This is a genomic window from Streptomyces longispororuber (assembly GCF_014656095.1).
Taxonomy (GTDB): domain Bacteria; phylum Actinomycetota; class Actinomycetes; order Streptomycetales; family Streptomycetaceae; genus Streptomyces; species Streptomyces longispororuber.
The window spans coordinates 1-18,508 of sequence record NZ_BNBT01000164.1 but is presented as its reverse complement, the minus strand read 5'-3'; the positions used below and the strand labels follow the sequence as shown (position 1 = coordinate 18,508).

The following is an 18,508-nucleotide window of genomic DNA, read 5'->3' as shown; positions in this document are numbered from 1 at the left end:
CGGTGCGATCGGCCGATCGCACCGCCCCTTCCCGTACGCCGCGGGGGTCAGACGCCGTACACGTCCGCCTGGCGCGGCATCGGGTCCTGGACGGCGCCGCTGAGGAACGTGGCGCGGCCGCTGAAGCGGTCGGTGTTGACGCCGTTCTCCTCCAGGACCTTGATGGCCGCCGCGTGTACGACGCGCAGCACCGGCGTGGCGGCGCGCAGGGCGTCGTCGGCCATGAAGCGGTGGCGCCAGGGCTTGTCGGCCCAGGCGTGGCGCAGTCCGAAGGGCTCGGGGAGGACCAGGCTGCCGCCGAGGTAGTCCAGGATCGGCGGGTACCAGGTGAAGGGGGCGCGCACCGCGAGGCGCACCACCTCCTGGGCGTCGACGAGCGGGAGGTTGCGCGTGGTGGTCTCCCAGAACTTGACGGTCTTGCTGACCGTCTTGGTCTTGGGGGAGGGCTTGCTGGTGAACAGGGAGTGGACCGGGCCGAGGGCGTGGCCGGTGACCTCGATGCGCAGGGTCTCGTGCAGCACGGTCACCGTGATCAGCATGGTGATGACGAGCTGGCCGTCCCAGAGGGTGAACTGCACGCCGAGGTAGTGCCGGTCGCCGCTGCCGAACTGCTGCTCGTTGCAGATGCGCTGTATCTCGTGGCCCTTGATCTGGAAGGCCTCGACGTCGGTGCCGGAGGGGCGGGAGACCGCGCCGGCGTTCTCCCCGATGGGGGAGACGATCCAGTGCTTTATCGACGGGGTGGGGAAGCCCCCGGTGTGCAGCGGGCCGCGCTCCAGCATGCGGAGCTGGTCGTGCACCGCGCGTATGACGTCCCAGCTCCGGAAGGGGTTGATCTCCTTGCCGTCCTCGCGGGGGGTGAGCTCCTCGGCGAGCTGCCAGCTTCCCCAGCGGGTGCCCATGCCCAGTATGCCCTTGGGGCCCGCGTAGAAGACGGAGTTGCTCTGCTGCTCGGCGGAGAGGCGGGCGAGCCCCTGGCGCAGGCGCTCGGCGGAGGTCTCGCCGGGGCTGCCCGGCACGGCCTCGGGGATCTTGGCGGCGACGCCGCCGCCCGAGAGCAGGCCGGACCAGCGGTCGCGCAGGTCCTTGGCGGTGCCTTCGGCTATGTGCTTGGCCAGGAACCAGCCGATGAGGGGGGCGACGGGGGACAGGCGCAGGTACCAGGCCCAGAAGCCGTCGAAGGGCAGCTTGACGAGGAGGATCACGACGACGACGCCGACGGCCACGAGGACGGCCGTGGAGAGGGCCTGGGTGCGCTTGTCCTTCTGCTTGGTGATCCAGCGGTGGACGGTGAAGACGAGCAGCCACGCGAACAGGCCGGGCAGGAAGAGCAGCCCGCACACGGCCATGATCGCCGTCAGTCTGCTGTCGCGCTGGCGGCGGATGCGGGTGGCGGCGAGGCAGTGCTCGACGACGGTCTGCGGCTCGGTGCCGAAGGACTGGATGAGGGGTTTGCGGGCGCCGCCGAGCATGCGCACCTGGACGGTTCTGGAGAAGGCCTCGCCGAGGCTCGGCCGGAACAGGGACCACAGCCCCGGTTTCACCACGGACTTGTGCCAGTCGTTGTTGGCCTTGAGGATCTCGTCGACCTCGCTGTCGCGGTAGGCCGCCGAGGCCAGGGCATGGGTGGCCGCGGTCTGTCCGGCGGCGCCGGAGAGCGGTACCTGGGCCCCTGGCCTGAAGTCGAATGCGTCGTCCGCCACCTGCCGCCCCCACTCGCCGCGCCGCCGGTCGGCGCGGCCCTTCCCGACTGCGTTGTTTCCCGACTGCGCGGCCAGGCACACCTGTTGAGCCGGCCGGTACAGCAGTTGATCAGGTCATCAGCGTATCGGTGCGCACCGACATCCGGCAGTCCTCGGCCGAATGCCGCCCCTCCGCGGGCGCGCGGAGGGGCGGCAGGGGGCCGGCGGGGCGCAACTAGGCGGTGGCTTCGGCCTGTTCGCGGATCTTCTGGGCCACTTGCGGGGGCATCGGTTCGTGCCGGGCGTACGAGCGGTTGAAGCGCGCCGTGCCCTGGGACAGGGACCTCAGGTCGATGGCGTAGCGGCCGATCTCGATCTCGGGGACCTCGGCGCGGACGAGGGTGCGTCCGCCGGCGGCCTGTTCGGTGCCGACGACGCGGCCGCGCCGTCCGGACAGGTCGCTCATGACGGTGCCCACGTACTCGTCGGAGATGAGGACCCGGACGTCGGCGACGGGTTCGAGGAGGTGGATGGTGGTGCCCGCGGCGGCCTCGCGCAGGGCGAGCGCGCCGGCGGTCTGGAAGGCGGCGTCGGAGGAGTCCACCGAGTGGGCCTTGCCGTCGAGGAGGGTGACGCGGATGTCGACGAGGGCGTTGCCGGTGGCGACGCCCTTGGCGGCCTGGGCGCGGACGCCCTTCTCGACGGAGGGGATGAACTGGCGCGGGACGGCGCCGCCGACGACCTTGTCGACGAACTCGATGCCGCTGCCGCCGGGCAGGGGTTCGACCTCGATCTCGCAGATGGCGTACTGGCCGTGGCCGCCGGACTGCTTGACGTGGCGGCCGCGCCCCGCGGACCGGCCCGCGAAGGTCTCGCGCAGGGACACCTTGTGCGGGACGACGTCGACCTGGACGCCGTAGCGGCTGCGGAGCCGCTCCAGGGCCACGTCGGCGTGGGCTTCGCCGAGGCACCACAGGACGACCTGGTGGGTGTCCTGGTTCTGTTCGAGCCGCATGGTGGGGTCCTCGGCGACGAGCCGGGAGAGCCCCTGGGAGAGCTTGTCCTCGTCGGCCTTGCTGTGGGCCTGGATGGCGAGCGGGAGCAGCGGGTCGGGCATGTCCCAGGGCTCCATGAGGAGCGGGTCGTCCTTGGCGGAGAGGGTGTCGCCGGTCTCGGCGCGGCTCAGTTTGGCGACGCAGGCGAGGTCGCCGGCGATGACCCGGGACAGGGTGCGCTGCTGTTTGCCGAAGGGGGCGGACAGGGCGCCGACGCGCTCGTCGGCCTCGTGGAGGTCCCGGCCCTCGTGGCCGCGGTCGGTGAGGCCGTGCCCGGACACGTGCACGGTGTCGTCGGGGCGCAGGGTGCCGGAGAAGACGCGGACCAGCGAGATGCGGCCGACGTAGGGGTCGGACGCGGTCTTGACGACCTCGGCGGCGAGGGGTCCTTCGGGGTCGCAGGTGAGGGCGGGCCTGGGGGTGCCGTCGGGGGTGGTGACCGCGGGCACGGGGCGCTCCGGCGGGGTGGGGAAGCCGCCGGTGACGAGCTCAAGGAGCTCGACGGTGCCGATGCCCTGGCGGGCGCCGTCGGCGGCGGGGGCGGCGGCGAGCACGGGGTGGAAGATGCCGCGCGCGACGGCGCGTTCCAGGTCGTCCACGAGGGTCTTGTGGTCGATCTCCTCGCCGCCGAGGTAGCGGTCCATGAGGGACTCGTCCTCGCTCTCGGCGATGATGCCCTCGATGAGCTTGTTGCGGGCCTCCTCGAGGGCGGGGAGCTGGTCCTGGTCCGGCTCGGACTCCTTGCGTTCGCCGGACGCGTAGTCGTACACGCGCTGGGACAGCAGGCCGACGAGGCCGGTGACGGGCGCGTGGCCGTCGGGGCCCGGCTCGCCGTGCAGCGGCAGGTACAGCGGCAGCACGGCGTCGGGGTCGTCGCCGCCGAAGGCGTCCGCGCAGGCGCGGGTCATCTGCGGGAAGTCGGCGCGCGCGGATTCCAGGTGGGTGATGACGATGGCCCGGGGCATGCCGACGGCGGCGCACTCCTCCCAGACCATGCGGGTCGCGCCGGTGATGCCCTCGACGCCCTCGGCGGCCGAGACGACGAAGAGGGCCGCGTCCGCGGCGCGCAGACCGGCCCTCAGCTCACCGACGAAGTCGGCGTATCCCGGGGTGTCCAGGAGGTTGATCTTGTAGCCGCCCCACTCGACGGGGACGAGGGAGAGCTGGACCGAGCGCTGCTGCCGGTGCTCGATCTCGTCGTAGTCGGAGACGGCGGTGCCGTCCTCGACGCGGCCGGCCCGGTTCACCGCCCCCGCGGTGAGGGCGAGGGCCTCCACCAGAGTCGTCTTGCCCGACCCGCTGTGGCCGACCAGCACCACATTCCGTACGGACGCGGGGTGGTCGGCCGTCGCTGCCCTGCCGGCGGCTCCGGGGTGTGCGTTCGCCTTGTCGCCCATGCCTTGGCCTCCCGGTGACACGCATGGTGAGGAGGCTCAGCCCCCTCGGGGATGCTGGCTCAAGCGCGGACACACGGAGAACCGCTGCGGGGGCGGCTCCGACGACGCCCGCGGTGCTTCCGAGCTTTCCACTTGCGTCACTGTGCGTCCATACGTCGTACGCGATCGTGAGGGGGTAAGCCGCCCCCTCCGGGGCGTGACTACGATGGGCCAGCCGGTGGCCAACGGGGCCGCCGTGCGCACCGACCCTCGGGAAGGCCATGCTGAACAAGTACGCGCGTGCGTTTTTCACGCGTGTCCTCACGCCGTTCGCCGCGTTTCTCATCCGCCGCGGGGTCAGCCCCGACACGGTCACGCTCATCGGTACGGCCGGGGTGATGGCGGGAGCGCTGGTCTTCTTCCCCCGCGGGGAGTTCTTCTGGGGCACGGTCGTCATCACGCTGTTCGTGTTCTCGGACCTGGTCGACGGCAACATGGCGCGGCAGATGGGCCGCTCCAGCCGGTGGGGCGCGTTCCTGGACTCGACGCTCGACCGGGTCGCCGACGGCGCGATCTTCGGCGGCTTCGCCCTCTGGTACGCGGGCTCCGGCGACGACAACATCCTGTGCGCGGTGTCGATCTTCTGCCTGGCGAGCGGCCAGGTGGTGTCGTACACGAAGGCGCGCGGTGAGGCGATCGGCCTGCCGGTGGCCGTCAACGGCCTGGTCGAGCGGGCCGAGCGCCTGGTGATCTCGCTGGTCGCGGCGGGCTTCGCCGGGCTGCACAAGTTCGGGGTGCCCGGCATCGACGTGCTGCTGCCCGTGGCGCTGTGGATCGTGGCCGTCGGCAGCCTCGTCACGCTCGTGCAGCGGGTGGTGACGGTGCGCCGCGAGTCCGCCGAGGCGGACGCCGAGGCCGCGCGGGAGGACGTGCGGCAGAGCGGGACGGCCTCGTGAGCCGCGGCGCGGAGAAGCTCACCGACGCGCTGTACGGTGCGGGCTGGAGCACCCTCAAGAAGCTGCCGGAGCCCGCCGCCGTGCGCCTCGGGCGCACCATCGCCGACGTCGCCTGGAAGCGGCGCGGCAAGGGCGTGCTGCGCCTGGAGGCGAACTACGCGCGCGTGGTGCCGGACGCGTCGCCGCGCCGCCTTGCCGAGCTGTCCAGGGCGGGCATGCGCTCGTACATGCGCTACTGGATGGAGTCGTTCCGGCTGCCCGCGTGGAGCGCGGACCGGATCAGGGATGGTGTGACGGTCGAGGACGTGCACCACCTGACGGACGGCCTGGACCGCGGCCGGGGCGTCATCCTGGCGCTGCCGCACCTGGCCAACTGGGACCTGGCGGGAGCCTGGGTCACCACGAAGCTGAAGACGCCGTTCACCACCGTGCAGGAGCGGCAAAAGCCCGAGTCCCTGTACGACCGCTTCGTCGCCTACCGCAGCGGCCTCGGCATGGAGGTCCTTCCGCACACCGGCGGCTCGGCCTTCGGCACGCTGGCGCGGCGGCTGCGCGCGGGCGGCCTGGTGTGCCTGGTCGCGGACCGGGACCTGTCGTCGTCCGGGGTCGAGGTGGAGTTCTTCGGCGAGACGGCGCGCATGCCCGCGGGGCCCGCCGCGCTCGCCCAGCAGACGGGCGCGCTGCTGCTGCCGGTGACGCTCTGGTACGACTCCTCGCCGGTCATGCACGGCCGGGTCCACCCACCCGTCGACGTGCCGGACGCGGGCACCCGCAAGGAGAAGACGGCCGCCATGACGCAGGCGCTGGCCGACGCGTTCGCCACGGGCATCGCCGCGCACCCGCAGGACTGGCACATGCTCCAGCGCCTGTGGCTCGCGGACCTCGACCCGGCGCGGGCGCCCCGGCGCGCGGGAGGCGAGGGAACGCCGTGAAGATCGGGATCGTCTGCCCGTACTCGTGGGACGTGCCCGGCGGCGTCCAGTTCCACATCCGCGACCTGGCGGAGCACCTCATCCGCGTGGGGCACGAGGTGTCCGTCCTCGCCCCGGCGGACGACGAGACCCCCCTGCCGCCGTACGTGGTGTCGGCGGGCCGGGCCGTGCCGGTGCCGTACAACGGCTCGGTGGCGCGGCTCAACTTCGGCTTCCTCTCGGCCGCGCGCGTCCGCCGCTGGCTGCACGACGGCACCTTCGACGTCATCCACATCCACGAGCCGACCTCGCCCTCGCTCGGGCTGCTGACCTGCTGGGCGGCGCAGGGGCCGATCGTGGCGACGTTCCACACGTCCAATCCGCGCTCGCGGGCCATGATCGCGGCGTACCCGATCCTCCAGCCCGCCCTGGAGAAGATCAGCGCGCGCATCGCGGTCAGCGAGTACGCCCGCCGCACGCTGGTCGAGCACCTGGGCGGCGACGCGGTGGTCATCCCCAACGGCGTGGACGTCGACTTCTTCGCCGACGCCGAGCCGCGCCCCGAGTGGCAGGGGCGCACGCTCGGCTTCATCGGCCGCATCGACGAGCCCCGCAAGGGCCTGCCGGTGCTGATGAAGGCGCTGCCGCGGATCTTCGCGGAGTGCCCCGAGGCGCGGCTCCTCGTCGCCGGGCGCGGCGACGAGGAGGAGGCGGTCGCCTCGCTCCCGGCGGAGCTGCGCCGGCGGGTGGAGTTCCTCGGCATGGTCAGCGACGAGGACAAGGCGCGCCTGCTGCGCAGCGTCGACGTGTACGTCGCCCCGAACACCGGGGGCGAGAGCTTCGGCATCATCCTGGTCGAGGCGATGTCGGCGGGCGCCCCGGTCCTCGCCAGCGACCTCGACGCCTTCGCGCAGGTCCTCGACCAGGGCGCGGCCGGCGACCTGTTCGCGAACGAGGACGCCGACTCCCTCGCGGAGGCGGCCGTACGCCTCCTCGACGACCCGCGGCGCCGCGCGGAGCTGCGGGAGCGGGGCAGCAAGCACGTGCGGCGGTTCGACTGGTCGACCGTCGGGGCGGACATCCTGTCGGTGTACGAGACGGTGACGGACGGGGCGGCGGCGGTGGCGGCCGACGAGCGTACGGGCCTGCGAGCCCGGTTCGGGCTCGCCAGGGACTAGGCGGGGCCCTGCCCCTCTTTCCCACCCGCCCACCCGTGCGGGCCCGGTGCCTCGTGCGGCCCCGGCCTGGCGGCTTTCCGCCCGTCGTGTCCCGCTCCGTCGCTTCGCGCCGGATGGTTTCCCACCCGCCCACCCGTGCGGGCCCGGTGCCTCGTGCGGCCCCGGCCTGGCGGCTTTCCGGCCGTCGTGCGGCTGCTTCGCATCCAGCCCGTCCGGCGCCTGAGGACGAGGCGCGGAGCGCCGGTGAGGCCGGTGCGGGGGTGGTCCCGCGGGGGCGGCCGGGGCCGGGCCCCGGGAATGTGGCTGGGCCCCGGCGGTAGCCTAGGCGGCTGTGACCTCCACCTTGATCTGGATCGCGGCGGCCCTGTTCGCGATCGGCCTCTACCTGAGCTGGACCGCGGGACGCCTGGACCGGCTGCACGCGCGCATCGACGCGGCCCGCGCCGCGCTCGACGCGCAACTGCTGCGCCGCGCCTCGGTCGCCCAGGAACTGGCCACCTCCGGAGTGCTCGATCCGGCCGCCTCGATCGTCCTGTACGAGGCGGCGCACGCGGCCCGGCAGGCCGAGGAGGAGCAGCGCGAGGTCGCCGAGAGCGAGCTGAGCCAGGCGCTGCGCGCGGTCTTCGGCGAGGCCCAGCAGGTGGAGGCGGTGCGCGAGGCGCCGGGCGGCGACGAGGCCGCGCGGGAACTGGCCGCGGCCGTGCGCCGCGTACCGATGGCGCGGCGGTTCCACAACGACGCCGTGCGCGCGGCCCGGGCGCTGCGCCGGCACCGCAAGGTGCGCTGGTTCCGCCTCGCCGGGCACGCGCCGTTCCCGATGGCGGTGGAGATGGACGACGAGCCTCCGGTGGCCCTGGTCGACCGGACCACCGCGTAGACCGGACCGCGGTGCCTAGCTCCGGCCCGCCTTGCGGAGCAGCTTGGCCACCTCAAGGCCCCATATGCCGAGGGAGATGACGGCGAGCGCCATGAACGGCGCCATCCGCCAGCGGAAGCCGTGGCCCACGGTCTCGTAGGTGACGTACACCGGCAGGACGAGGGCCGTCACCACCCCGTGCGCGTCCCACCACCGGTTCGCGCGCCGCGCGCCCCTCACGACCGGCGCCACCACCGCTGCCCGCACCACGGCCCAGACTCCCCGCATCCCCCCAGAATGGGGCCCCGGACGGCACTTGGGGAGTGGTCACCGAGAGTTCTCCGGCGGTCACGACCCCGCCGTCACAGCACGAAAACGATCCACCGCCTCACCATTGGCCCTTGCTGTGGCCTGGTCCGCGGACGTTTCCTCTAGACGGGCGCTCTCCCGGGACGGCGAAAGCGCCCCACGCAGCTCTTTTCCACCGAGCCACCGAGTGAGGTCAACCCGTGTCCAGCACGCTCTCCAGCACCGACCAGGCCACCGCCGAGACCACCGCGACCGGCACCGCCCGAGTGAAGCGCGGCATGGCCGAGCAGCTCAAGGGCGGCGTGATCATGGACGTCGTGACGCCCGAGCAGGCGAAGATCGCCGAGGACGCGGGCGCCGTCGCCGTCATGGCGCTGGAGCGCGTGCCCGCCGACATCCGCAAGGACGGCGGCGTGGCCCGGATGTCCGACCCGGACATGATCGAGGGCATCATCGAGGCCGTCTCCATCCCCGTGATGGCCAAGTCCCGCATCGGCCACTTCGTGGAGGCCCAGGTACTCCAGGCCCTCGGCGTGGACTACATCGACGAGTCCGAGGTGCTCACCCCGGCCGACGAGGTCAACCACTCCGACAAGTGGGCCTTCACCACGCCGTTCGTCTGCGGCGCCACCAACCTGGGCGAGGCCCTGCGCCGCATCGCCGAGGGCGCCGCGATGATCCGCTCCAAGGGCGAGGCCGGCACCGGCAACGTCGTGGAGGCCGTGCGCCACCTGCGCCAGATCAAGAACGAGATAGCCCGGCTTCGCGGCTTCGACAACCACGAGCTGTACGCCGCCGCCAAGGAGCTGCGCGCCCCGTACGAGCTGGTCAAGGAGGTCGCCGAGCTCGGCAAGCTGCCGGTGGTGCTGTTCTCCGCCGGTGGCGTCGCCACCCCGGCCGACGCCGCCCTGATGCGCCAGCTCGGCGCCGAGGGCGTCTTCGTCGGCTCCGGCATCTTCAAGTCCGGCGACCCGGCCAAGCGCGCCGCCGCCATCGTGAAGGCCACCACCTTCTACGACGACCCCAAGGTCGTCGCGGACGCCTCCCGCAACCTCGGCGAGGCCATGGTCGGCATCAACTGCGACACCCTGCCCGAGACCGAGCGCTACGCGAACCGGGGCTGGTGATGACCGCCACCGCGACGCACGGCCCCGCGACGCCCGGCCCCGCGACGGACGCCCGAGCGACGACCGCCCCCGCGGCGGACGTCCCCGTGGTGGGCGTCCTCGCCCTGCAAGGGGACGTACGGGAGCACCTGATCGCCCTGGCCGCGGCCGACGCCGTGGCCAGGCCGGTGAGGCGGCCCGAGGAACTCGCCGAGGTCGACGGCCTGGTCATCCCCGGCGGTGAGTCCACCACCATCTCCAAACTGGCCGCCCTGTTCGGCCTGTTGGAGCCCCTCCGCGCGCGCGTGCGCGAAGGCATGCCGGTCTACGGCACCTGCGCGGGCATGATCATGCTCGCCGACAAGATCCTCGACCCGCGCTCGGGCCAGGAGACGATCGGCGGCATCGACATGATCGTGCGGCGCAACGCCTTCGGCCGGCAGAACGAGTCCTTCGAGACGGCGGTCGACATCCAGGGCGTCGAGGGCGACCCTGTAGAGGGCGTCTTCATCCGCGCCCCCTGGGTGGAGTCGGTCGGCGCCGCGGCCAAGGTGCTCGCCGAGCACGAGGGCCACATCGTCGCCGTACGCCAGGGCAACGCGCTCGCCACGTCCTTCCACCCGGAGCTGACGGGGGATCACCGGGTGCACGCCTTGTTCGTGGACATGGTGCGGGCGGAGCGGGCCCGGCGGTCCTTGTAGGATCTCCGGGGGTCCCCCCGGCCGTCGCGGCACGGGGGAGTTCGTACGAGGTTGGTTACGCGAAGGAGACAGGCAGATGTCCGGCCACTCTAAATGGGCTACGACGAAGCACAAGAAGGCCGTGATCGACGCCAAGCGCGGCAAGCTCTTCGCGAAGCTGATCAAGAACATCGAGGTCGCTTCCCGTACCGGCGGCGCCGACCTTGACGGCAACCCGACGCTCTTCGACGCCGTGCAGAAGGCCAAGAAGCAGTCGGTGCCCAACAAGAACATCGACTCGGCCATCAAGCGCGGCGCCGGCCTGGAGGCCGGTGGCGCCGACTACGAGACGATCATGTACGAGGGCTACGGCCCCAACGGCGTCGCGGTGCTCATCGAGTGTCTGACGGACAACCGCAACCGCGCCGCCTCCGAGGTCCGCGTCGCCATGACCCGCAACGGCGGCTCCATGGCCGACCCCGGCTCCGTGTCGTACCTCTTCCACCGCAAGGGCGTCGTGATCGTCCCCAAGGGCGAGCTGACCGAGGACGACGTCCTGGCCGCCGTCCTGGACGCGGGCGCCGAGGAGGTCAACGACCTCGGCGACACCTTCGAGGTGCTCAGCGAGGCCACCGACCTGGTCGCGGTCCGCACCGCGCTCCAGGAGGCCGGCATCGACTACGACTCGGCGGACGCCAACTTCGTCCCGACCATGCAGGTCGAGCTGGACGAGGAGGGCGCGCGCAAGATCTTCAAGCTGATCGACGCGCTCGAGGACAGCGACGACGTGCAGAACGTCTTCGCCAACTTCGACGTCTCCGACGAGGTCATGGAGAAGGTCGACGCCTGAGGGCGCACCCGGTGAACGGGCCGACGGGACACACCCCGTCGGCCCGTCGCTTTGTCAGTGGCACCCGATAGCCTGCACGAACAGGCGATCGGCGAAGGGGGCAGGGGAACGGTGCGGGTACTGGGGGTCGACCCGGGGCTGACCCGGTGCGGTGTCGGCGTCGTCGAGGGCGTCGCGGGCCGCCCGCTCACGATGCGCGGCGTCGGCGTCGTGCGCACCCCCGCCGACGCGGAGCTCGGCAGCCGCCTCGTCGCCATCGAGGCGGGCATCGAGCGCTGGCTGGACGAGCACCGCCCCGAAGTCCTCGCCGTGGAGCGCGTGTTCAGCCAGCACAACGTGCGGACGGTCATGGGCACCGCCCAGGCCAGCGCCGTCGCCATGCTGTGCGCCTCCCGCCGCGGCATCCCCGTCGCCCTGCACACCCCCAGCGAGGTCAAGGCCGCCGTGACCGGCTCGGGCCGCGCCGACAAGCCCCAGGTCGGCGCCATGGTGACCCGGCTCCTGCGGCTCGACGCGCCGCCGAAGCCCGCCGACGCCGCAGACGCCCTCGCCCTCGCCATCTGCCACATCTGGCGCGCCCCGGCCCAGAACCGCCTGCAGCAAGCGCTCCAGCAGGCCAGGAGCCCGCACGCCCCGCACGCCCCGCACGCAACGAAAGGCCGTACGGCATGATCGCCTTCGTCAGCGGCCCGGTCGCCGCCCTCGCCCCGGACACCGCCGTGGTCGAAGTGGGCGGCGTCGGCATGGCCGTCCAGTGCACGCCCGCCACGCTCGCCACGCTCCGCGTCGGCCGGCCCGCGAAGCTCGCCACGTCCCTCGTGGTCCGCGAGGACTCCCTCACGCTCTACGGCTTCGCCGACGACGACGAGCGGCAGACCTTCGAACTGCTCCAGACGGCGAGCGGCGTCGGCCCGCGCCTGGCCCAGGCGATGCTCGCCGTGCACAGCCCCGACGCGCTGCGCCGCGCGGTCTCCGCCGGCGACGAGAAGGCGCTCACCGCCGTGCCCGGCATCGGCAAGAAGGGCGCCCAGAAGCTCCTCCTGGAGCTGAAGGACCGCCTCGGCGAGCCGCTCGGCACCGGCGGCCCGGCCGTCGGCGCCCCCGTCACCCAGGGCTGGCGCGACCAGCTCCACGCCGCCCTCATCGGCCTCGGGTACGCGACGCGGGAGGCCGACGAGGCGGTCGCCGCCGTCACGCCGCAGGCCGAGGCCGCCGAGGGGAACCCGCAGGTGGGCCAGTTGCTGAAGGCGGCGCTCCAGACGCTGAACCGCACCCGGTGAACCGCACCCGCTGACCCCGGGGCCGCGCCCGGCCGCGGTCCGCCCCACACCGATCCGCGCACCGCCGCGGATCCGCCATTCGATCATCACGGACACACGCGAGGCAGACGCCATGAACTGGGACGACCCGACCGACGAGACCGCGCCCGCCGCCGCGGACGAGCGCCTCGTCGGCCCCGCCGCGGAGCGGCTGGTGGGCGCTGCCGCCGACGGCGAGGACCAGGCGGTCGAGGCCGCCCTGCGCCCCAAGGACCTGGACGAGTTCATCGGCCAGGAGAAGGTCAGGGAGCAGCTTGACCTCGTGCTGCGCGCGGCCCGCGCGCGGGGCGCCACCGCCGACCACGTGCTGCTCTCCGGCGCCCCCGGCCTCGGCAAGACCACGCTGTCGATGATCATCGCCGCCGAGATGGGCGCCCCGATCCGCATCACCAGCGGCCCGGCCATCCAGCACGCGGGCGACCTCGCGGCGATCCTGTCCTCGCTCCAGGAGGGCGAGGTCCTCTTCCTCGACGAGATCCACCGCATGTCGCGGCCCGCCGAGGAGATGCTGTACATGGCGATGGAGGACTTCCGCGTCGACGTCGTCGTCGGCAAGGGCCCCGGCGCCACCGCCATCCCCCTGGAGCTGCCGCCGTTCACGCTGGTCGGCGCCACCACGCGCGCGGGGCTGCTGCCGCCGCCGCTGCGCGACCGCTTCGGCTTCACGGCGCACATGGAGTTCTACGAGCCCGCCGAGCTGGAGCGGGTGATCCACCGCTCGGCGAGCCTGCTGGACGTGGAGATCGACGCGGACGGCGCCGCCGAGATCGCCGGCCGCTCCCGGGGCACCCCGCGCATCGCCAACCGCCTGCTGCGCCGCGTACGCGACTACGCGCAGGTCAAGGCCGACGGCGTGATCAACCGCGAGATCGCGGGCGCGGCCCTCAAGGTGTACGAGGTCGACACCCGCGGCCTCGACCGCCTGGACCGCGCCGTGCTCGAAGCCCTCCTGAAACTCTTCGGCGGCGGCCCGGTCGGCCTGTCCACGCTGGCCGTGGCCGTGGGGGAGGAGCGCGAGACGGTCGAGGAGGTGGCCGAGCCGTTCCTGGTGCGCGAGGGCCTGCTCGCCCGCACGCCCCGCGGCCGCGTCGCCACCCCGGCCGCGTGGACGCACCTGGGTCTGACGCCGCCCCGGCAGGGGGCGGGAAATGGCCAACAGGACCTGTTCGGGACGTGACACCGACGGTGACGGCGCGGAGAGTCGCACGGTCAGGAACCCCGGTGCCATGCTGAGCGTTGTTCCTTAGGCGGCGAGCGTTGTTCGTATGGCGCGGACTCGCTTAGACTCCGCCGATGCCGCCTTTGTAAGCGGCGCCGCCCACCCCCATCCATCAGGCCGCTCCACCACGCGGTCGTGCGAAGGAAACTCCGTCCCGTGAATATCGTGACCCTCCTCCCGTTCATCGTGCTCATCGGGGCCATGTTCCTGATGACCCGCTCCGCCAAGAAGAAGCAGCAGCAGGCGGCGCAGATGCGCGACCACATGACGCCTGGCACCGGCATCCGCACCATCGGCGGCATGTACGCCACCGTCAAGGAGGTCCACGACGACTCGGTCCTCCTCGAGGTGGCCCCCGGCGTCCACGCGGTGTACGCGAAGAACGCCATCGGCGCCGTCCTGGAGGACGACGAGTACAACCGCATCGTGCACGGCGCGGAGTCCGAGAGCGACACGCCGGTGGTGCCGGACGACGCCTCCTCCCTCACCGGGTCGGACGAGCCCGGCGAGCCCGTGTCCGACGACTCGCGCATCGACCTCGGCAAGAAGGACGCGGCCGACGAGGCCCCCGAGGCCGCAGACGCAGAGCCGAAGAAGACCGACGGCGAGTCCGGCGCGAAGTAGTCACAGCCGGGGGCCGTGCGCCCGCTCGCGCACCGCGGCCCCCGCCGCAGGTGATTTCGCGCCGCGTCTCGACACAACTTCATGGCCGCCCGCCCGGGCCCCCCTCCGCTCAGCGAGGACCAGGGGGAGCACTCCGCAGGCCGGCGGTTGGACAGGGAGAACGAGAAGGTGGCAGCACCCAAGAAGGGCCGAAGGCAGGGCACCCAGGGGAAACCGGGTCGCACCCTGGTCTTCATCCTGATCGCCCTGGTGGCGCTCACCGGGGGGATGTTCCTCTCCGGGCACACCACGCCCCGCCTCGGCATCGACCTCGCCGGCGGTACGAGCATCACGCTCCAGGCGAAGAACGAGCCGGGCCAGAAGAACGCGATCAACGAGACCAACATGAACACGGCTGTTGACATCATCAACAAGCGTGTCAATGGTCTGGGTGTCTCCGAGGCCGAGGTCCAGACCCAGGGCTCCGAGAACATCATCGTCAACATTCCCAAGGGCACCAACGCCAAACAGGCGCGCGCGCAGGTCGGCACCACCGCGCAGCTCTTCTTCCGGCCGGTCATCGCCCGTCAGCCCTCCGTGCCCGCGGACGCCGGCAAGGACAAGGGCGGCAAGGACAAGGGCGGCAAGGACCAGGGGGACAAGGGCGACAAGGACAAGAAGGACAAGCCCGGCTCGTCCGCCTCGCCGTCCGCCGGCGACAAGGACGGCAAGGGCGACGACGCGTCCTCCGGCAAGCCCTCCTCGTCCCCGACGACCCAGGGGCGCTCCGTCACCGACGGCCTGAAGGACGCCCCCACCCCGTCAACGACGCCGACGACGCCCTCCGGCGCGGCCAGCGACAAGCCCCAGGGCGACCAGGGCGACAAGAAGGACGACGGCAAGAAGGACGAGACGCCGAAGCCCGACCCCACCGGCGAGCCGACGGCCAAGCTCCAGCAGCAGTTCGCCACGCTCGACTGCACCGACCCCAAGGTCCGCACCAAGATCAAGGAGGGCGTGAAGCCCTCCGACACGGTCGTGGCCTGCGGCAAGGACAAGGACGGGAACTGGAACAAGTTCATCCTTGGCCCCTCCGAGGTCAACGGCAAGGAGGTCGACGACGCCGAGGCGGTCTACGACACCCAGACCGCTGCGGGCTGGAAGGTCACGATGGAGTTCTCCAAGACGGGCTCCAAGCAGTTCGGTGACATCACCGGCAAGCTCGCCGGCAAGCAGTCCCCGCAGAACGAGTTCGGCATCGTCATGGACGGCGAGGTCGTCTCCTGGCCGTACGTCCAGCAGGCGCTGACCGGCGGCCAGGCCGAGATCTCCGGCAGCTTCGACCAGGACGAGGCCAAGGACCTGGCCAACATCCTGTCGTACGGCGCGCTCCCGCTGACCTTCAAGGAGCAGAGCGTCCAGACCGTCAGCGCGGCCCTCGGCGGCGAGCAGCTCCGCGCCGGCCTGATCGCCGGCGCCATCGGCCTCGCGCTGGTCATCATCTACCTGGTGGCGTACTACCGCGGCCTGGCCCTCATCGCCATCGCCAGCCTCGGGGTCTCGGCGGCGCTGACGTACACGATCATGACGCTGCTCGGCCCGACGATTAAGTTCGCGCTGAACCTGCCGGCCGTCTGCGGCGCCATCGTCGCCATCGGCATCACCGCCGACTCGTTCATCGTCTACTTCGAGCGCATAAGGGACGAGGTCCGCGAGGGCCGTACGCTGCGGCCCGCCGTGGAGCGCGCCTGGCCGCGGGCCCGGCGCACCATCCTGGTGTCGGACTTCGTGTCGTTCCTCGCCGCCGCGGTGCTGTTCATCGTCACCGTCGGCAAGGTCCAGGGCTTCGCGTTCACGCTGGGTCTGACCACGCTCCTCGACGTCGTGGTGGTGTTCTTCTTCACCAAGCCGCTGATGACGATCATGGCCCGCAAGAAGTTCTTCGCGAGCGGTCACAAGTGGTCCGGTCTCGACCCGAAGCGGCTCGGCGCCAAGCCTCCGCTGCGCCGCTCGCGCCGTGCGAGCGCCCCCGCCCCCGTCGACCCGAACCCGAAGGAGGCGTGAGATGTCGAAGCTCGGCAATCTCGGCGCCCGGCTCTACCGCGGCGAGGTCGGCTACGACTTCGTCGGCAAGCGCAAGATCTGGTACGGCATCTCGATCCTGATCACCATCACGGCCTTCGTGGCCCTGATGGTGCGGGGCCTGCACATGGGCATCGAGTTCGAGGGCGGCGCCGTCTTCAACACGCCCAAGACCAGCGTCTCGGCCTCCCAGGCCGAGGAGATCGCGGAGGACGCCTCCGGCCACCAGGCGATCGCCCAGCGCCTCGGCAACGACACGCTGCGGATCCAGATCAGCGGCGTGGACACCGACAAGTCCGACCAGATCAAGGTCAAGCTCGCCAAGGAGCTCGACGTCAAGGCGGACGACATCAACGCCGACCTGGTCGGCCCGAGCTGGGGTGACCAGATCGCCAACAAGGCCTGGCAGGGCCTGGCGATCTTCATGATCCTGGTCGTGGTCTACCTGGCGATCGCCTTCGAGTGGCGCATGGCCCTGGCCGCGCTCATCGCGCTCATCCACGACATCACGATCACCGTGGGTGTGTACGCGCTCGTCGGCTTCGAGGTGACGCCGGGCACGGTCATCGGCCTCCTGACGATCCTCGGTTACTCGCTGTACGACACGGTCGTGGTCTTCGACAGCCTCAAGGAGCAGTCGAAGGACCTCACCAAGCAGACCCGCTTCACCTACAGCGAGGTCGCCAACCGCTCCATCAACAGCACCCTGGTCCGGTCGATCAACACCACGGTCGTCGCGCTCCTGCCGGTCGCCGGTCTGCTCTTCATCGGCGGCGGCTTCCTCGGCGCCGGCATGCTGAACGACATCTCGCTGTCGCTGTTCGTCGGCCTCGCCGCGGGCGCGTACTCGTCGATCTTCATCGCCACTCCGCTGGTCGCCGACCTCAAGGAGACCGACCCGCAGATGAAGGCGCTCAAGAAGCGGGTGCTCGCCAAGCGCCGGGCCGCGGCCGCCAAGGGCGAGTCCGCGGAGACCCCGGCACCGGAGGACGCGGAGGCCGCGGAGGACGCGGAGCCCGCCGAGGACGCCGCGGCGGCCGTCGTCGGCCCGCGCTCCGGCCCCCGCTCCCAGCCCGCCCGCAACCGCGGCCGCGGCCGCCCGTCGGGCAAGCGCCGATGACCGGGACGGACACCGCCATGACGGAGATCAGGGACCTGCTGCTCAGCCGCATCAGGGACGTGCCGGACTACCCGACGCCGGGCGTGCTGTTCAAGGACATCACGCCGCTGCTCGCCGACCCGGCGGCGTTCGCGGCGCTCACCGGCGCGCTCGCCGACCTGTGCGCGCGCACCGGCGCCACGAAGGTCGTCGGCCTGGAGGCCCGCGGCTTCATCCTGGGCGCCCCCGCGGCGCTGCGCGCCGGGCTCGGCTTCATCCCGGTCCGCAAGGCGGGCAAGCTCCCCGGCGCCACGCTCAGCCAGTCCTACGACCTGGAGTACGGCAGCGCCGAGATCGAGGTGCACGCCGAGGACCTGGCCGCGGGCGACCGCGTCATGGTCATCGACGACGTCCTCGCCACCGGCGGCACCGCCGAGGCGTCGCTGCGGCTCATCCGCCGCGCCGGCGCCGAGGTGGCCGGTGTGGCCGTGCTGATGGAACTGGGCTTCCTCGGTGGCCGAGAGAGGCTGGTTCCCGCCCTGGACGGCGCGCCCCTGGAGGCGCTCCTCACCGTCTGAGGCGCCCCCCAGCACACTGGGACGCCCTGAGCCGTACCGAAGCCGCCCGGCGGCCCGGGCGGCGCGGCGAGGCGGGCACCGGAGGAATCCGGTGCCCGCCTCTGGTGTTTCTCCAGTACGGAGCCGTCTCACCGGTCGAAGGCGAGCCGTGGGCCCAGGATCGATACCATGGGCACTTCGGGACCTGACCGGGGGACCCGATCGCGCACAGGGAGCGCTCTTGCCAGACGAGTCCCAGCCACTTGCCGCCGCCGAGTCCGCCACGGAGACCGAGCGGGCCGCGGCGCCAGCCGCCACGCCCTCGCGGCGCGGGCCGAGCACGCCCGCGCCGAACGGGAAGACCGGCTCCGGCGCGACCGGCCCCGGCGCGACCCCGGCGACCGGCGGCTCGACCGCGCCCGGCGGGACCCCCACGCCTCCCGCATCCAGCGGCACCCCCGCATCCAGCGGCACCCCCGCACCCAGCGGCACCCGAGCATCCGGAAGCGCCTCAGCATCCGGTGGCGGCGATGCGCCCGGCGACCCCGCCGCCCAGCGGCAGCCCGGGCAGACCGCGCAGCCCGGACAGACCGGACAGCCCCGGCCCGCCGACCCCCCGCGGCCCGAGCGCCCCTCCGCCCAGCCGCCCGCGGTCCGGCCCGGCACACCG

General features: G+C 72.3%; 17 protein-coding genes. 14 read left to right on the top strand and 3 right to left on the bottom strand.

What is annotated here, in order from left to right:
• Positions 1-47: 47 nt before the first annotated feature.
• The gene (locus IE330_RS32875) at positions 48-1,703 is read right to left on the bottom strand and encodes an AbeC-like domain-containing protein (protein ID WP_190139833.1); all 1,656 of its coding nucleotides are present in this window, start codon (positions 1,701-1,703) and stop codon (positions 48-50) included.
• A gap of 214 nt (positions 1,704-1,917) precedes the next feature.
• Positions 1,918-4,134, bottom strand: coding sequence for an elongation factor G-like protein EF-G2 (locus IE330_RS32870; protein ID WP_190139832.1), 2,217 nt, complete (start codon positions 4,132-4,134; stop codon positions 1,918-1,920).
• A 260-nt stretch (positions 4,135-4,394) separates the two neighbouring features.
• On the opposite strand from IE330_RS32870, the gene pgsA reads away from it, so the two are divergent.
• From pgsA to IE330_RS32850, 4 genes are all read left to right on the top strand, one after another.
• Positions 4,395-5,069 (top strand): phosphatidylinositol phosphate synthase, encoded by a 675-nt coding sequence (gene pgsA / locus IE330_RS32865; protein ID WP_190139831.1) that lies wholly within the window; start codon positions 4,395-4,397, stop codon positions 5,067-5,069.
• The gene (locus IE330_RS32860; protein ID WP_190139830.1) at positions 5,066-6,001 is read left to right on the top strand and encodes a phosphatidylinositol mannoside acyltransferase; all 936 of its coding nucleotides are present in this window, start codon (positions 5,066-5,068) and stop codon (positions 5,999-6,001) included. Before pgsA ends, IE330_RS32860 begins: the two co-directional genes overlap by 4 nt.
• Complete coding sequence (locus IE330_RS32855) at positions 5,998-7,158, top strand: glycosyltransferase family 4 protein (protein WP_190139829.1); 1,161 nt, start codon at positions 5,998-6,000, stop codon at positions 7,156-7,158. The genes IE330_RS32860 and IE330_RS32855 overlap by 4 nt, the downstream gene beginning before the upstream one ends.
• Before the next feature lie 331 nt (positions 7,159-7,489).
• The gene (locus tag IE330_RS32850) at positions 7,490-8,035 is read left to right on the top strand and encodes a LemA family protein (RefSeq protein WP_190139828.1); all 546 of its coding nucleotides are present in this window, start codon (positions 7,490-7,492) and stop codon (positions 8,033-8,035) included.
• Positions 8,036-8,050: 15 nt separating this feature from the next.
• On the opposite strand, the gene IE330_RS32845 is transcribed toward IE330_RS32850, so the two are convergent.
• Positions 8,051-8,302: a hypothetical protein gene (locus IE330_RS32845; protein ID WP_190139827.1), complete on the bottom strand. Its 252-nt coding sequence runs from the start codon at positions 8,300-8,302 to the stop codon at positions 8,051-8,053.
• Between the two features lie 299 nt (positions 8,303-8,601).
• Here IE330_RS32845 and pdxS point away from each other — a divergent pair, with 299 nt between their 5' ends.
• The 10 genes from pdxS to IE330_RS32795 all read left to right on the top strand — a co-directional run bounded on the left by pdxS (position 8,602) and on the right by IE330_RS32795 (position 17,859).
• Positions 8,602-9,450, top strand: a complete 849-nt coding sequence (gene pdxS / locus IE330_RS32840) for a pyridoxal 5'-phosphate synthase lyase subunit PdxS (protein ID WP_229926093.1) — start codon at positions 8,602-8,604, stop codon at positions 9,448-9,450.
• Positions 9,450-10,130, top strand: a complete 681-nt coding sequence (gene pdxT / locus IE330_RS32835) for a pyridoxal 5'-phosphate synthase glutaminase subunit PdxT (RefSeq protein WP_229926092.1) — start codon at positions 9,450-9,452, stop codon at positions 10,128-10,130. The genes pdxS and pdxT overlap by 1 nt, the downstream gene beginning before the upstream one ends.
• Positions 10,131-10,206: 76 nt before the next feature.
• On the top strand, positions 10,207-10,959 hold the full coding sequence (locus IE330_RS32830) for a YebC/PmpR family DNA-binding transcriptional regulator (RefSeq protein ID WP_190139825.1): 753 nt from the start codon (positions 10,207-10,209) through the stop codon (positions 10,957-10,959).
• Between the two features lie 111 nt (positions 10,960-11,070).
• Positions 11,071-11,631 (top strand): crossover junction endodeoxyribonuclease RuvC, encoded by a 561-nt coding sequence (gene ruvC / locus IE330_RS32825; protein ID WP_190139824.1) that lies wholly within the window; start codon positions 11,071-11,073, stop codon positions 11,629-11,631.
• The gene (gene ruvA / locus IE330_RS32820) at positions 11,628-12,239 is read left to right on the top strand and encodes a Holliday junction branch migration protein RuvA (protein WP_190139823.1); all 612 of its coding nucleotides are present in this window, start codon (positions 11,628-11,630) and stop codon (positions 12,237-12,239) included. The genes ruvC and ruvA overlap by 4 nt, the downstream gene beginning before the upstream one ends.
• Before the next feature lie 112 nt (positions 12,240-12,351).
• A complete protein-coding gene (gene ruvB, locus IE330_RS32815; RefSeq protein WP_229926091.1) occupies positions 12,352-13,455 on the top strand; it encodes a Holliday junction branch migration DNA helicase RuvB in 1,104 nt (367 codons plus the stop codon).
• A 198-nt stretch (positions 13,456-13,653) separates the two neighbouring features.
• A complete protein-coding gene (gene yajC, locus IE330_RS32810) occupies positions 13,654-14,121 on the top strand; it encodes a preprotein translocase subunit YajC (RefSeq protein WP_190139822.1) in 468 nt (155 codons plus the stop codon).
• Positions 14,122-14,289: 168 nt separating this feature from the next.
• Positions 14,290-16,164 (top strand): protein translocase subunit SecD, encoded by a 1,875-nt coding sequence (gene secD, locus IE330_RS32805; protein WP_190139821.1) that lies wholly within the window; start codon positions 14,290-14,292, stop codon positions 16,162-16,164.
• A 1-nt stretch (position 16,165) separates the two neighbouring features.
• Complete coding sequence (gene secF / locus IE330_RS32800; RefSeq protein ID WP_190139820.1) at positions 16,166-17,302, top strand: protein translocase subunit SecF; 1,137 nt, start codon at positions 16,166-16,168, stop codon at positions 17,300-17,302.
• A gap of 17 nt (positions 17,303-17,319) precedes the next feature.
• Positions 17,320-17,859 (top strand): adenine phosphoribosyltransferase, encoded by a 540-nt coding sequence (locus IE330_RS32795; RefSeq protein ID WP_190139819.1) that lies wholly within the window; start codon positions 17,320-17,322, stop codon positions 17,857-17,859.
• The last annotated feature ends 649 nt before the right edge of the window (positions 17,860-18,508 follow it).